The 14700-nt window shown below is 60.7% G+C and carries 12 protein-coding genes, 1 tRNA gene and 1 pseudogene; 2 read left to right on the top strand and 12 right to left on the bottom strand.

Annotation, left to right across the window (positions count from 1 at the left end; all coding sequences use genetic code 11):
• Positions 1–14: 14 nt before the first annotated feature.
• The 12 genes from GT495_RS01920 to GT495_RS01975 all read right to left on the bottom strand — a co-directional run bounded on the left by GT495_RS01920 (position 15) and on the right by GT495_RS01975 (position 12697).
• Entirely contained in the window at positions 15–1472 is a 1458-nt protein-coding gene (locus GT495_RS01920; protein WP_161161249.1) for an aminoacyl-histidine dipeptidase, read from the bottom strand.
• Positions 1473–1619: 147 nt separating this feature from the next.
• Complete coding sequence (locus GT495_RS01925) at positions 1620–2141, bottom strand: PIN domain-containing protein (protein ID WP_161161250.1); 522 nt, start codon at positions 2139–2141, stop codon at positions 1620–1622.
• Positions 2138–2497, bottom strand: coding sequence for a type II toxin-antitoxin system RelB/DinJ family antitoxin (locus GT495_RS01930; protein WP_204986874.1), 360 nt, complete (start codon positions 2495–2497; stop codon positions 2138–2140). Before GT495_RS01930 ends, GT495_RS01925 begins: the two co-directional genes overlap by 4 nt.
• A gap of 125 nt (positions 2498–2622) precedes the next feature.
• Positions 2623–5265 (bottom strand): ATP-dependent Clp protease ATP-binding subunit, encoded by a 2643-nt coding sequence (locus GT495_RS01935; RefSeq protein ID WP_161161251.1) that lies wholly within the window; start codon positions 5263–5265, stop codon positions 2623–2625.
• A 188-nt stretch (positions 5266–5453) separates the two neighbouring features.
• The gene (locus tag GT495_RS01940; RefSeq protein ID WP_161161252.1) at positions 5454–6047 is read right to left on the bottom strand and encodes a DUF2798 domain-containing protein; all 594 of its coding nucleotides are present in this window, start codon (positions 6045–6047) and stop codon (positions 5454–5456) included.
• Between the two features lie 313 nt (positions 6048–6360).
• Positions 6361–7929, bottom strand: coding sequence for a threonine/serine exporter ThrE family protein (locus GT495_RS01945; protein WP_240128068.1), 1569 nt, complete (start codon positions 7927–7929; stop codon positions 6361–6363).
• Positions 7930–8365: 436 nt separating this feature from the next.
• Positions 8366–10330: a lysine--tRNA ligase gene (gene lysS, locus GT495_RS01950; RefSeq protein ID WP_161161255.1), complete on the bottom strand. Its 1965-nt coding sequence runs from the start codon at positions 10328–10330 to the stop codon at positions 8366–8368.
• Between the two features lie 79 nt (positions 10331–10409).
• Positions 10410–10880 (bottom strand): transcription elongation factor GreA, encoded by a 471-nt coding sequence (greA, locus tag GT495_RS01955; RefSeq protein WP_152073394.1) that lies wholly within the window; start codon positions 10878–10880, stop codon positions 10410–10412.
• 106 nt (positions 10881–10986) lie between these two features.
• Entirely contained in the window at positions 10987–11262 is a 276-nt protein-coding gene (tatA, locus tag GT495_RS01960; protein ID WP_152073393.1) for a twin-arginine translocase TatA/TatE family subunit, read from the bottom strand.
• A gap of 112 nt (positions 11263–11374) precedes the next feature.
• A tRNA-Pro gene (locus GT495_RS01965) sits at positions 11375–11451 on the bottom strand.
• A 50-nt stretch (positions 11452–11501) separates the two neighbouring features.
• Positions 11502–12398 (bottom strand): 4-(cytidine 5'-diphospho)-2-C-methyl-D-erythritol kinase, encoded by an 897-nt coding sequence (ispE, locus tag GT495_RS01970; RefSeq protein ID WP_161161256.1) that lies wholly within the window; start codon positions 12396–12398, stop codon positions 11502–11504.
• A 2-nt stretch (positions 12399–12400) separates the two neighbouring features.
• Positions 12401–12697, bottom strand: coding sequence for a Veg family protein (locus GT495_RS01975; protein ID WP_006234957.1), 297 nt, complete (start codon positions 12695–12697; stop codon positions 12401–12403).
• A gap of 291 nt (positions 12698–12988) precedes the next feature.
• Between GT495_RS01975 and GT495_RS01980 the strand changes: the two genes are divergently transcribed.
• Positions 12989–13324 (top strand): transposase, encoded by a 336-nt coding sequence (locus GT495_RS01980; RefSeq protein ID WP_161161257.1) that lies wholly within the window; start codon positions 12989–12991, stop codon positions 13322–13324.
• Between the two features lie 214 nt (positions 13325–13538).
• Positions 13539–14420: pseudogene (locus tag GT495_RS01985) on the top strand (IS110 family transposase); the annotation flags it as partial.
• Positions 14421–14700 lie beyond the last annotated feature (280 nt).

A 14700-nucleotide genomic window follows, 5' to 3' on the forward strand; every position in this document is an offset into this window, starting at 1 on the left:
TGCTCGTGCGACCTTTACGCAGCGAGGCGCTTGAGGACGTCGATAAGCAGCTCGTAGAAGCGCTCGGCAGAAGCAAGTTCCATGCTCTCGTCCGGGGTGTGGACATCGGAAAGCGTCGGGCCCACGGCGATGGCGTCCAGGCCGTGCAGGGCCTCGGCAAACAGACCACACTCAAGGCCGGCGTGGATGGACTCGATACGCAGCTCGGAGCCAAAGAGCTCGCGATAGCTCTCGACAAAGACGTCGCGGACCGGCGAATGCTCGGCATAGCTCCAGCCGGGATACTCGAACTCGAACTTAGCGTCGAAGCCCAGGACATCGGCCAGCGTCTGCAGACGGTCCTTGAACTCGTTCTGCAGCGAGGTGATCGAGGAGCGCGGGGACAGCATGATCTTGACCTGGTCGTCAGAAGTGGCAACCACGCCGATGTTGGAGGAAACCTCGACGGAGCCGTCAGTGGCGACGTTGCGGCGAATCACGCCGTTAGGGGCAAGACGCAGGGCGCGGATGAGGGCAAGCGCGGGCTTCTCGTCCATGGCCTCGACCTCGGCGTCGTCGGCGATCTCGACGGTACAGGCAAAGCCGGGGTCAAAGACCTCGAGCTCGGCGGTGACGTCGGCGATGATGCCACGGGCGATCTGGGCCGCGGCCTCGGCGGCAGCGTGGTCGGCGTAGATCAGAACAGCCTTGCACTCACGGTTGATGGCATTGTCCTTAGTGCCGCCGTTAAAGCTGACGATGGCGGGCTCGCCGGCAACCATCAGGCGATCGATGATGCGGGCCATGATGAGGTTGCCGTTGCCGCGCTCCAGGTTGATGTCGGCGCCGGAGTGACCACCCAGCAGGCCAGAGATCTCGAGCGTAAGGGTACTGCCGGTCTTGTGCTCGCGCACGATCGGGCAGGTGTAGGTAACGACGACGCCGCCGGCGCAGCTGACGGTGGCCACGCCCTCTTCCTCGGAGTCAAGGTTAATCATGGTGCGGGCGCTAATCTGGGACTTGTCGAGCGTCTCGGCGCCGACCAGGCCAGTCTCCTCGTCGGTGGTGAACACGCACTCGAGGGCCGGATGAGCAATCGAATCGTCGTTGAGCACGGTAAGCATCAGAGCGACAGCAATGCCGTTGTCGGCGCCCAGGGTGGTGCCGTTAGCGGTAAGGACGCCGTCCTTGACGACCAGGTCGATACCATCGGTCATGAAGTCGTGCTCAACGGAGCCCAACTTGTCGCACACCATGTCGATGTGGCCCTGCAGCATCACGGTCGGGGCATTCTCGGCGCCGGCAGATGCGGGCTTGCGAATGATGACGTTGTAGACCTCGTCCTGATACACGTCGAGGCCGCGCTCCTTGGCAAACGCGACCAGGAAATCGCTGATGCCCTTCTCGTTGCCAGACCCACGGGGGATCGCGCTGATCTCCTCAAAGAAATGGAACAGCTGGGCGGGCTCGTAGCCAGTGATCTTGTAGTCCATGGTGCCTCCTTGGCGCAACTGGTTTGACAGTAAGGCTTGCGACTTGTATATTCCCAGACTTTACGTGCATAAACCAGTCGAAAACGCCGAGCGCCCTCGCATCATCGGCTAACGGCGAGGAACGTCACTTTATCAAGATGGAGCAGGCTAGATGGACAGGGCGGATGAGTTGTTGACCTCTCCAACCAACCTCAACGCCTTTTCAACGTTAATGCATACACCATTGGTATGTTTAATGAGGTTTTTGTCCTCCGTCACGACGTAATCGACGTCGATGCGATTGGCAACGCCCAGCATCAGGTCATCCTCAAAGTCATTGTGATGATGTCTGAACATAAAGGAGTCGAACACCTCGTCTGCTCCCACCGGCGCGATAAGGGCGAGCTCGCGCATCTGCCGAACGCATGCCCAGGCCGTTTCGTCCGCCGCCGCAATGGCGCTATCGCTCAGCGAGCCATTCTTCCTTAGGCACTCTCTCTTGATTGCCGCCGAGACAAGATACGAGACATCTTTGACCGAAAGCGACGAGGCAAACAGGGCAATCAGCTCCGAGGCGTCGGCAATCTCAATCAGATGGACGACGTTTGCCGTACGGTCAGACCTACCAGAAAAATAATCCATCCATACATTGGTATCGATTAACAGCTTGAGGATTCCGCCCGCACTCATAGCTCCACCCACTCGGGATAGCGATCGGCCATGGCCTCCTCATAGAGGTCGTCGTAGTCACCCGAGAACTCAGGGATGGGGATGCCGTATTTGAGGCACGAATCGCGAATGATATGGCTACCCTGTGCTGCTCTTGATTCCACGAATCGCTGGTTCGCCTCGTCGGAGGGAATCTCTGCGCTCCCCTCCTTTGAAGGCATGCGTTCGTTGATGACCAGATATTCCCAAAGCGCCCGAACAGCCTGCGACGGCGTCATACCGATATGGGCCAGCACCGCATCTCCCGCTTCTTTGAGCTGGCGATCTATGCGCACGTTCATCTGAACCGGCCGCGTATCGAGCATCGAGGTAGACATTTCGGCTCCTTTGCTATACGTATCTTTGAATTTAGTATAGCACGGAAGATATGAGCGCATTTCAATGGAAATAGGGGCGCTTCCTCATCGGAAACGCCCCCATCTTGCAAGGTTATGCTCAATCCCTACAGCGCGCCGGAGCCGGTTTGCATCATACCGCCGGGGCCCGAGGTCACGCCGCTGCTCACAGGCGCGGCGTTTCCGGTGTGCGGTGCCGCCGGAGCGGTATCGCCACCGAGCGTGCCCGCCGGACGCGGTGCCGGGATCTCGCCCGTGCCATGGCTAAAGACAAACTTGCCATCGGCCACGTCGCACAGGACGGTATCGCCACAGCCCCACTCGCCGGCCAAAAGCTCCTCAGACAGCGGGTCCTCGATGAGCTTTTGGATGGCGCGGCGCAGCGGACGCGCACCGTTGGTGAGGTCGGTGCCCTCCGCCACGATCTTGTCATAGGCCGCATCGGTAAGCTTGATGTTCATGCCGTTGGCAATCAAACGTTGACGCAGGTCGTCCACCAGCAGGTGCGCGATCTTGGTCAGGTTCTCACCCGAGAGCTTCTGGAACACCACGATGTCGTCGATGCGGTTGAGCAGCTCGGGGCGGAACAGGCGCTTGAGCTCGCCCATCGCGCGACCACGGATCTCACTCGAGGTGAGGCCCTGCTCGCCGGTGGTGCCAAAGCCAACGCTTGCATCCTGTGCAATCTCGCGGGCGCCCACGTTGGATGTCATGATGATCACGGTGTTGCGGAAGTCAACCGTCTTGCCCTGGCTATCGGTCAGACGGCCCTCCTCCAGCACCTGCAGCAGGATGTTGAAGATGTCGGGGTGCGCCTTCTCGATCTCGTCGAACAGCACGACCGAGTACGGGTGGCGACGAACGGCCTTGGTGAGCTGGCCGCCCTCATCGTGACCGACGTAACCCGGAGGGCTACCGATGAGCTTGGAGACCTCGAACTCGCTACCGAACTCGGACATGTCGAAGCTGATGAGCGCATCCTTGCTGCCAAAGAGGTACTCGGCGAGCGTCTTGGCGAGCTCGGTCTTGCCCGTGCCAGTGGGACCCAGGAAGATAAAGCTGCCGCCTGGGCGACGCGGATCCTTGAGCGGCGAGCGGCTGCGGCGCACGGCCTTGGCAACTGCCTCGACAGCCTCATCCTGACCGATGATGCGCATCTTGAGCACGCTTTCGGTTTGCAGCAGGCGACGGCTCTCGCTCTCGGTAAGCGAGGACACCGGCACGCCCGAAGTCACGGACACGATGTCGGCGATCTGGCTCACGTCGATGGCGAGCGGGCTGGCGTCGAGCTCGGCCGTCCAGGCGGCCTTGGCCTCGGCGAGCTCAATCTCGGCAGCCTTCTGCTGCTCGGTGATCTCGGCGGCCTTGTTCATGTCGTCGCTCTCGGTGGCCTCCTGCGCGGCGGCCTTGAGCTTCTCAATGCGATGCTCGGCCTCACGCACCGGCTCGGGCGCGCGATTCGCGGCGATACGAGCGCGGGCACCGGCCTCGTCGATGAGGTCGATGGCCTTATCGGGCAGGAAGCGATCCTGGATGTAGCGGTTGGAAAGGTTCGCGGCGGCCTCGATAGCACCCTGCGTATAGCGCACATGATGGTGTTCCTCGTAGCGCGGCTTGAGCGCGGTCAGGATCTTGACCGTGTCCTCGACGCTCGGCTCCTCGACATCGATGGTCTGGAAGCGACGCTCGAAGGCCGGGTCCTTGGTGAGGTACTTGCGGAATTCCTCGGCCGTGGTGGCGCCGATAATCTGGAAGGCACCGCGCGCGAGCACCGGCTTGAGCATGGAGCTCGCATCGATAGAACCCTCGGAAGAACCGGCACCGATGATGGTGTGCATCTCGTCGATAAACAGGATGACGTCGTCGGCTTCGGTTGCCTCCTGGATCACGTTCTTGAGGCGCTCCTCAAACTCGCCGCGATACTTGGCACCCGCCACGAGACCCGGCAGGTCGAGCGTCCAGATATTCTGGTTCATGAGGTTCTCGGGCACGTTGCCGGCTGCAATCTGCTGAGCCAAGCCCTCGACGATGGCCGTCTTGCCCACGCCGGGGTCGCCGAGAATGAGAGGGTTGTTCTTGGTGCGGCGCGAAAGAATTTCCATCATACGCTGGACTTCCTTTTCGCGACCAATTACAGGGTCGAGCTCGCCATCGCGCGCCTTCTGCGTGAGGTTGATTGCGAACTGCTTAAGCGTATCGGTGCCACTCCCCTTTTGCTGCGAGACATCCGAGCCGCTAAAGAACGGCAGGCCCGCGCCGGGACGACCAGCACCGGCGCTGGCGAGCGGGCGCTTCTTGTCCTGATCCTTGGCGGTGAGTTTCTCGATAGCCTTTTTGATGGAGGCAGACGACACACCCAGGCGCATGAGGATATCCATGGCCATGCCGTTGCCCTCTTCGACGATGCCGATCAGCAGATGCTCGGTCGACACATAGGTCTGGTTGTTCTCGCGTGCCACGCGGAAGGAACGCTCCATCACGCTGATGACGAGCGGCGTAAAGGCGAGCTTAGCGGCCTCGGTCTCCTCACTGGGCTCGGGAACCGTGGTCTGGACCTCTTTGAGCGTGTCCATGATGTCATCGTAGGAGATGTCGAGCGAACGCAGTGCCTCGGCGGCAATGCCCTCGTCCTCCTTGGCAAGCGCGAGCAGCAGGTGCTCGGTGCCCACCTTATTTGAATGAAGATCGAGCGCCTCTTGCTTGGCCATGGACATGACCTTACGCGCACGATCGGTAAAACGGTCTAACATGCTAGTTCCTCTTAGACGAGCTAGTTTTTTCAAACGCAAAGCGCCGCCCCGCGGCAGCGCTTTGGTCTCTTTACCCATATGGAGTATATGTTAACCGTTGGGACCTTTCCCGCCCGTAGCCGTGCGACAACGTCTACAAAAAAAGGAATCGCCGGGTGCGGCGGGCGCTCTAGGTTAGAGGCTGTTGCCTAGCAGGCAGGCTCGACACCCATGTCCTCGGCAACGTCATTGACGGCATCGGCAACGGGAGCGCCAGGCATGCGCACGAGCTCCATATGCTGCTCTTCAAAGACGGTTCCCATGGGGAAGGCGCGACGGAAGACAAAGCGAGCAACCGGACCAGCCACCAGCAGGTTCCAGGGCAGGGCCATGATAAAGTTGCGCGGGATGTTGATGAGCCACATCATCGGCAGTGCCTGCAGGTTGGCGAGCGGGCTGCCGGGCATGTGGAATAGGCCCTCGCACGCACCGTAGAACGACATGATGATGACCATGGGAACGACCATGCAAGAGCTAACGGCGAGCGTCATGGCGAGCGGCGAGCTCTGGCCCGGCGTGACCAAGTACTTAAAGGCGAAGCCTTTGGCCAGCGAGCTGGCGATAAACCAGTCGCAGCACATGGCAAAGACGTAGGCAACGGGGAAGCCGAGCCATGCAGCGGCAATGACCTCGCCGTTGATGGCCCCATGCTGCAGGGCAACGTTGTAGATGCTCATCCAGAGCACCATGCAAAAGCACATGATAAAGGTGAACAGCAGGCTCTCTCGCTTGTTGATAGGCATGAAGGGCATGGTCCTTTCTGTGTTGCGCCGCGGCACCACGCAACAAAAACGGGCGGGCAAGATGGAGCTGTTGGGACTTCATCTCGCCCGCCCGTGGTACGTGCGTCTGCGACTACTTATGTGGTGGAACCAGCCTAGCACGAAAACCCCGCGCTTCGTAAGCGTTGAGTTTATGAAGATGCAGGGCACCAATAATCCCCCGACCCCATAAGTTGCGGTGGAATACGGACTGTTTTGACCCTTTAAGCAGCAATTCAGTCCCTATTTCACCGCAACTCATTTGGTGCAAAGTAACCTGTCCCCTTTTCGCCAATTAGCTGGTGTGGCGCCAGCGAGGGTCGGTAAGGGTTCTCGCCACGCCAAGGCCAACGGGCAAAAACGCCACGATGAGCACTGCACGCACAAACCAGCCGAGCATATTGACCGTGTCGAAGGTGCACATGTAATACATCGAGCGATACAGATACAGGCCCGGCACCATAATGACAATCGATGGCACCGTGAGGGCGATACGTGGGTAGGTGAGCTTGATTTCGGCTAAGCTCGCGAGCAGCCCCGATACCAGCGCGCCGATAAACGCTGCTGCCTCGGGAGGCATGCCCGCACTCAGGCCCAGGAAGGGAAACAGCGTCGGCGCATCGACGAGCGTAAGGCGCAGGGTATTGGACACGGCGCCGATGAGCCCTGCCGCCGCTGCCATCTTTACCGGGCTGTTGAACATCACCGAGAAGCCGAATACGCCAACGAAGCTCATCGCCACGCGCAGGAGCGTAAGAGCAAGCGGCGAAAGGCCGAGCGGCGCAAAGTCGTCCGGCGCCAGCCCCACACACTCGGCAACCATCCAACCTACGAGGGTCGCCATCACAATAATCGATACGGCATATGAAAGGCGCTCGATACCGCTTCGCATGTCAAGCTTGGCGATGTCGAGACCTGCCGTGATGAGCGGAAAGCCGGGGATGACAAAGAGCATCGCGCCAATATAGCCTTCTTGGTGCGACATTGCCCCCGGTATGACCTGGCCAAGGCCGAGCAATGCCAGCAGATACGAAACGCAAGCGAGCGCAACGCCGATCGTCAGCGCGCTAAACTGACCAAGGCCCTGCTTGAGAATATGGGAACGAGCAAAGTTGCCGACACCAGCGCCCGCGAATGCACAAGCCATCTCGATAGGGCCGCCGCCGAGCAAAAAGACGAAGGCGCCGCAAGCACAGGCCGCCGCAAGGCCCTGCTGCCAGGGAGCGTAATCGGGCTTTGAGCTCTCAACGGTCTTGAGCATCTCGTGGTACTCGTGCACGGTAAACCGGCGACCGTAAATCTCGATTTCCTTTAAGAAGCTCTCCATCATCCAAATGCGATGAGTATTGACTCCCGTTGTGGGTAGGCTGACGACCTCGTTAAAGCAGTGGCCATCTTCGATGCAGGTGCATTCAAACGATAGGAGACTCAGGTCGACGTGAATCGTGACGCCGAGTACGGCAGCAACACGATTCATGGTATCGCGCACGCGCCAGGCACCTGTTCCGCTTGCCAGCATAAGCATGCCGGTGCGGCAGATGATGGATGATTTGTCGGTAAGTGGTGCATCGACGGCAAGCTCATCGCCCGCGGTCACGATCTGGCGCCAGTCGGTTTTCATATGGAGGGCGCCGGCACGGACACCGTGGTGCATGGGGACTCTTGAGAGCAACGAATCATGGCGCGAAGGCTGTGGGGGTTCCGTCGATTCGACCTCGTCCTCATCGGGCTCTTCATCAACAAGGTCGAAAGCATCGAGTGCCGCCGGCTCGCGACGATCGATCAATTCCTCGTCCTCATCATCAAAGTAGTTGAACTGATCGAGCATGTCCTCTTCGATTGCGCGCTCGCTCGCGTCGTCCATATAGACGCTCCCTTCCTGCCGACTAACCCCCATCCTAGGCGGCAGCGGCTAAAGGAAACATAAAAGAGACAGCTGTCATGCGAGCCATGTGCTCAATAACCGTTGGGTAGTCATTGGGGACGTTCTTAAACGACCAGTCAAACAAGAACGTCCCCAATGACTACTCCGGCAACGCCGATGTTTTGGCAACGCCAGCGAGCGACGTCCAGGGTGAACAAGTTGGCATGAAAAAGGCAAGGCATAGACCTTCTGGTCATGCCTTGCCTTTTGAATGACAAATTGTCACCCTGGACGTCGCGCAGCGTCAACTGGTTACGCGGGTTGGTAAACCCGCGTAACCACCTAGGTCGCGCCCTTGAAGTTGAACGTCAGATTGTCCAGGTGCGGCCCGCGCAGCGTCGAGCGGTTACGGCGTTTGGTAAAACGCCGTAACCCCCTAGTACATCTTTGCGCCGGCGGGGATGGAAGCGTCGAGCTGAATCAGGTTGAGGCGCTCCTCGCCCTCCTCCTCGTGGATAGCGCTGATCAGCATTCCGCAGCTGGGAATACCCATCATCTTGCGCGGGGGCAGATTGGTGATGGCAAGCAAGGTCTTGCCGACCAAGTCCTCGGGCTCGTAATAACCGTGAATACCGGAGAGGATGGTGCGGTCGGTGCCGGTGCCGTCATCGAGCGTAAAGTTCAGCAGCTTCTTGGACTTCTTGACGGCCTCGCACGCCTTGACCTTCACGGCGCGGAAGTCGCTCTTGGAGAAGGTATCAAAGTCGACGAACTCCTCAAACAGCGGCTCGACGGCAATCTTGGAATAATCAACCGTGGGCTTGAGCGGCTTGACGAAGGGGCTCGCGGCATTGCCGGCCTCGGCAGCCTTGGCAGCAGCGGCACCGGACTGGAAACCCTTCTCGGGCTTCATGTGCGGGAACAGCAGCACATCGCGGATGGAAGCCTGGTTGGTGAGCAGCATGACCACACGGTCGATACCGATACCGATGCCGCCCGCGGGAGGCATACCGTATTCGAGGGCGCGCACGTAATCCTCGTCGTACTCCATGGCCTCATCATCGCCACCGGCCTTCTCGGCCATCTGGGCAGCGAAGCGCTCGGCCTGGTCGACCGGGTCGTTGAGCTCAGAGAACGCGTTCGCGTACTCGTGGCCGGCGATGACCAGCTCAAAGCGATGGGTCAGGCGCGGGTCATCCTCAAAGCGCTTGGCAAGCGGGCTAACCTCGATGGGGTAATCGCACACGAAGGTGGGGTTGACGATGGTGTCCTCGCCCAGCTCGTCATAGATCTCGGCGATGATCTTGCCGGCAGTCCACTCAGGCTTGATTTCCAGGCCCTTCTCGCGTGCGGCGGCAGCAAGCTCCTCAACCGGCGTGTCGATGGTGACCGGCTTGCCAATCACGTCAGAAACGATATCGGTCATGGAACGACTGGCCCACTCGCCGGACAGATCGATGGTCTGGCCCTGGTACTCGATAACCTCGGGGTTGCCGATAGCCTTGTTAGCGGCCTTAATGACACCCTGGGCGAGCGCCTTCATACCCTCGAGATCGGAGAAGGCGCGGTAGGCCTCCATCGTGGTGAACTCGGGATTGTGGGTAAGGTCCATGCCCTCGTTGCGGAAGATACGACCGATTTCGAACACGCGCTCAAAGCCGCCGACGATGCAGCGCTTGAGGTGCAGCTCGGTGGCGATACGCAGGTAGCATTCCTGATCGAGCGCGTTGAAGTGCGTGATGAACGGCTTGGCAGTAGCTCCGCCCTGGATGGTCTGCAGGATAGGGGTCTCGACCTCCATGTAGCCGTCGGACTCCATAAAGCGGCGGAACGTGGAGAGGATCTGCGAGCGCTTGCGGAAGGTCTCGCGAACGTCATCGTTGGCGATCAGGTCGACATAGCGCTGACGATAGCGGGTTTCCTTGTCGGAGAGACCGTGGAACTTCTCGGGCAATGGGCGAACGGCCTTGGACAGCAGCGTCGCGCTCTTAGGGGCAACGGAAAGCTGGCCACGCTGGGTGCGCACAACCACGCCGGTCACGCCCAGGATGTCGCCCAGGTCGAGTGCCTTGAGCGTGTTCCAGGCGGCCTCGTCCATATCGTTGATGCGGCAGAACAGCTGAATCTCGGCAGTCGCGTCGCGCACGACGATGAACATGATCTTGCCCTGACCGCGCTTTGCGACCACACGGCCGCCGATCTTCACGACGTCCTCGGTGTCCTCGCCATCGGCGAGCTCGGCGTACTTAGTCTCGATGTCGACGACGTAGTCCTCAATCTCGGAGTGCTCGGGATACGGGTTCTGGCCCGCCTCGAACAGGGAGGCACGCTTGGCCAGGCGGGTGGCGCGCTCGTCGTTGAGCGTCGATGCCTGATCGGCGGCGTTCTGGTTTTCTGCCATAAGATAGCTCCTCAAACTAAAACGCTCCCCAGGATTCGGTCCCAGGGAGCGAAAACATACCTTTACGCGGGACCGTGGTCTAGCGTGCAATCTTGGCGATGGTGTAGATGCGGGTCTTGCCGGAAGGCGTAACGACCTCGACGGAGTCGCCCTCGCCATGACCGATGATGGCGTGGCCGACCGGAGACTCGTTGGAGATCTTGTGCTCGAGCGAGTTGGTCTCAGTGGTACCGACAAGCGTGACGTCCATGAGCTCACCGTTGGGGTCAACCAGGGTGACGGTCGAGCCAATGGAGACGGTCAGGTCGCCCGTGCTGGCAGCGATCTGAGCGTTGGCGAGGATGGCCTGGATCTCGGCGATACGAGCGGCGTTCTGGGCCTGCTTGTCCTTAGCCGCGTCATACTCGGAGTTCTCCGAAAGGTCGCCGAACGCGCGGGCTTCCTTGATGTCCTCGACGATCTCCTTGGCGTAATCGCCCTCACGCCAAGCGAGTTCCTCGACGAGCTTCTGGCGGCCCTCAGCGGTCAGTACGATCTGGCTTGCGTCCATACGGATATCTCCCCAACTCTGATCAAACAATCAACTGTCAACAAAACGAAAAAGACCGGCTAGCCTGCGGGCAAGCCGGTCAGGTGCTCACCCCAAAGGGATGGGACTACTCTGCGTCCGCGTCGCTGTCCTCTGCCTTCTTTTGCTTGGCGGCAGCGAGCTTGGCCTCGAGCTCTGCGATCTCCTTGTCCTCCTTGGACTCCTCGACCACAACGTCCTCGGCCTGCTTGGTTTCGCCCTTATCATCGCCCTCCATACCCTCGCGGATATTCTTGACGGTAGAGCCGAGGGACTTACCGAGCTTCGGCAGGTTCTTGGGCCCAAAGATAATCAGGACAACGACGAGAATAATGATGAGCTCAGGAGCCCTCAGTCCAAACATGTAGACCTCCACAATACAGCGAGACAAGCTCGAATGAGTATACCGCGGGTATCGCGGTATCACAACAATAGCTAAAAAAAGGGACCGCAAGAAGCGGTCCCTCCTCATGCTCTGGTCGGGTTGACTGGATTTGAACCAGCGACCCCTGCGTCCCGAACGCAGTGCTCTACCAAACTGAGCCACAACCCGTTAGCTCGACTATAGTAACAAAGATCTCCGTCGTGTGCCAGAGAAATTTTTTACTTCTTTGGCACTTCGATGCGAACCGTGTTGGGAATGAACTCCGTCGCGCAGGACCACCAGCCGTTTTGCAGGGCAGCGTCGGCAAGCCTTTCGGCCGTGGCAGCGGTATCGCAGAGAGCAAACGAACAGGCACCCGATCCGCACACGTTTGCGGCAATAGTACCGTCCTGAGAACGAAGCCAGTCGAGCACCGTTTGAATCCGCGGCTCCATCTGTGCGGAAATGACACCCAGGTTATTGTGGACGAGCGTGTAGGCCGCCCCTGCGTCCCCCAAGCGAAGGGCAGCTGCGATCGCTCCGGGCCTGTCCGCAGGCGCTGGGGTCTCGTCAAAACGTCGATAGGCTTCGATTGTCGAAACGCTCACCTCGCGCGGCTTAACCAGTACGACGGGCGTCGCGGGCAGCGCAGGGTACTCAGTTGCCAGCACGTCTCCCCCACCCACGTAAAATGCAGGGCTGGCATGCAGAAAGAAGGGAACGTCGGCGCCAATGCCGCGCGCGATGTTGTCCAGCGCGGGATCGGCACGGTCGATACCCCAACGCTCTGCCAAGGCGACAATGACCGCCGCGGCATCCGTCGAAGGACCGCCCAGGCCAGCACACAACGGGATGCTCTTCTCGATCGTGATGCAGACGTTGGCTTCGCGACCATAATGCTCGGCCATAGCAGCGGCCGCACGATACGCCGTATTCTTTTGCATAGGAAAGTCGGATGCCGGAATCGTCTGGACGGTCAGCGCCTGTGCCGGCGTTACCGTCACGGTATCGGCAAGACCGACGGCTGCCATCAGGGAATCGACCTTATGGTAGCCGCGGTCGTCGCGCGCGGTATGAACCCCCAGATAGAGGTTGATCTTTGCCGGCGCGGAAAGGGTCAGGGACCAATCGGTCACCGCTAGTGCTCCTCGAGCTGATTGCCGAGCGGGGTAAAGATGTGCTCGCCGCTCTCGGGGTCGAACAGCTCGACCTGGCCGGTGAGAACATCAATATACTGGTAGGACTGACGCGACTTGCGGCCACGGCGCTCGTCGACCTCGACGATAAAGACTGCCGGATGGACGCTCTTGATGGTGCCCATGCGCTCGACGACGCGGGTGCGGCCCATGTTGGCCTTCACCTTAACGCGATCGCCCACCATATCGGTCAGCTTCTCGTGGATGTCGTCGACGTGATTGACTTCCATCTCTTCCATGAACAGGGCCTCCAGAAGGTGCAATTCAAAAAGGGGATAATACCCCTAAGATAGACAAAACTCTAATACTATAGCACCCTGTTGTGGCCATACGCAAGTAGTTAAATAAGCCCCGTCCCAAATTCATACCAGACGACAACCTCACATGACTAGTTCACGTCAGACACTATGACCCAATCCGAGGGCACTAAAAAGACAGGAGCCCCCGCTCGTGACCGCGGGTCGGGGCTGCGACAATGATGTTGAAGTGCCATAGGCGCAGCCGCGCCGCAACGAGGTTGGGAGGCTCCCATGCCAAAGTATTCTACCGCGTTCGGGATGGACGTCCACCTGAGGTCGACCACCGTCTGCGCCCTCGACGCGGACACCGGCGAGGCCGTGACGAGGAGGTTCCCCGGCAACCCCTGGGGCGAGATCGCCGGGTGGATGGATGGGTTCCCCGGGCCGTCGCTCGCGGCCTACGAGAGCGGCTACCTCGGCTTCGCCCCGCAAAGGGAGCTCGCCGGGCTCGGCGTCGAGTGCGCCGTCGCCGCGGTCTCGAAGATCCCCAGGTCGGCCGCCGACTCGGCCTCCAAGAACGACAGGAACGACGCCGCCAGGATGGCCAAGGTGTTAGCGCTAATCTAAAATTGACCACTTTCGCAAACGCATCTCGCCGAATGCGCTAATGCGCTTTCGCCGACCCCGCTAACGTACTTTCACCAACTGCGCTAACGGAACTATGCTCCGATCGGGTATCCGACCCGGGAGGAGCGGGATATGGAGCGAAACGTAATGGGAGAGCTGAACGTCTACAGGGGGTCCGGCGCGANCCGGGCTCGGCGTCGAGTGCGCCGTCGCCGCGGTCTCGAAGATCCCCAGGTCGGCCGCCGACTCGGCCTCCAAGAACGACAGGAACGACGCCGCCAGGATGGCCAAGGCGATACTCGCCCACGACATCTCCCCCGTATGGGTCCCCTCCCCCGAGGTCGAAGGCATCAGGGACCTCGCCGGCGCCTACGACGGGGCGACCGCGCGCCTGGCGACCGCCAAGCGGCGGCTGCTCGCCTTCCTCGCAAAGCGAGGGTTCGTCTACGGCGGCACCACGCCCGCCGGCAACCCGAGGAAGTACTGGACCTACGACTTCCTGAGGTGGCTCGACAAGGTCAGGCCTGAGGACGATGGCGGGGTTCGGACGCTCGCCGCCCTGAGGAACGAGGTCGAGGCCGCGGCGGAGGCCCGGGCGGACCTGCTCTCCGAGTACAGGGCAGCCGTGGATGCCAGCCCGATCGCCGCGGAGGCGGCCGCCCTCCAGTCGATCAAGGGCTGCGCCTTCGCGCTGGCCGCAGCCTTCTCGGCCGAGGTCGGCGACTTCACGAGGTTCCGTTCCGGAAGGCAGGTCACGGCCTATTTCGGCCTCGCGCCGAGTCAGAGGTCGAGCGGCGACTCCGTGCGGCTCGGAGGCATCAGCGGTGCGGGCAACGCGCTCGTGAGGAAGCTGGCCGTTGAGGGCTCATGGTGCTACGCCGCGGCACGGCACCAGCCGAAGCTCATGCCAAGGGACACGGGCGTGCCCCTCGAGATAAGGATGCACGGGAGGAAGGGGTCCGAGCGGCTCCTGCGGCGGCGCGAGGAGATGCTCGCCCGCGGCATGCCCGCGGCGAAGGCCAACGCGGCCACCGCGGCCGAGCTCGTGAGGTGGCTGTGGGCCCTCGGCATGATGTGCCGGGAGGGCGCGGAATAGACATAGCCCCCGTCCCGGCGAGCCGGGCGGCCTTCGGGGATACCCCCTATTTCGCTGTGCGCGCGGAGCCCTCCGCATGCGCCTCGACAGACTTGGGGAACCCCGCCGAAGGAATGGAGTGCGGGCCGACAGAACGGTATCCGCGGATATGAGACTGAGCCGAAGGCGTCGATGACATGCCGGGGCGGACCGGGACGGGTTAACGGCAGGCCCCGCCGACCGATTGCAAGCGGTCGGCGGGGCCATTGTGGCTCTTGACAGCGGATTGGGTCATATGAGC

The organism is Collinsella sp. BIOML-A6 (assembly GCF_009875845.1).
In the GTDB taxonomy this organism is placed as follows: Bacteria; Actinomycetota; Coriobacteriia; order Coriobacteriales; family Coriobacteriaceae; genus Collinsella; species Collinsella aerofaciens_H.

Bases quoted from the DNA above. Each gene is read 5' to 3' on its own strand.
- GT495_RS01930 (WP_204986874.1), bottom strand. From the start codon at position 2,497: ATGTCTACCTCGATGCTCGATACGCGGCCGGTTCAGATGAACGTGCGC.
- greA (WP_152073394.1), bottom strand. From the start codon at position 10,880: ATGGACGCAAGCCAGATCGTACTGACCGCTGAGGGCCGCCAGAAGCTC.
- GT495_RS01940 (WP_161161252.1), bottom strand. From the start codon at position 6,047: ATGCCTATCAACAAGCGAGAGAGCCTGCTGTTCACCTTTATCATGTGC.
- GT495_RS01920 (WP_161161249.1), bottom strand. From the start codon at position 1,472: ATGGACTACAAGATCACTGGCTACGAGCCCGCCCAGCTGTTCCATTTC.
- GT495_RS01935 (WP_161161251.1), bottom strand. From the start codon at position 5,265: ATGTTAGACCGTTTTACCGATCGTGCGCGTAAGGTCATGTCCATGGCC.
- GT495_RS01925 (WP_161161250.1), bottom strand. From the start codon at position 2,141: ATGAGTGCGGGCGGAATCCTCAAGCTGTTAATCGATACCAATGTATGG.
- GT495_RS01975 (WP_006234957.1), bottom strand. From the start codon at position 12,697: ATGGAAGAGATGGAAGTCAATCACGTCGACGACATCCACGAGAAGCTG.
- GT495_RS01945 (WP_240128068.1), bottom strand. From the start codon at position 7,929: ATGGACGACGCGAGCGAGCGCGCAATCGAAGAGGACATGCTCGATCAG.
- tatA (WP_152073393.1), bottom strand. From the start codon at position 11,262: ATGTTTGGACTGAGGGCTCCTGAGCTCATCATTATTCTCGTCGTTGTC.
- lysS (WP_161161255.1), bottom strand. From the start codon at position 10,330: ATGGCAGAAAACCAGAACGCCGCCGATCAGGCATCGACGCTCAACGAC.
- GT495_RS01980 (WP_161161257.1), top strand. From the start codon at position 12,989: ATGCCAAAGTATTCTACCGCGTTCGGGATGGACGTCCACCTGAGGTCG.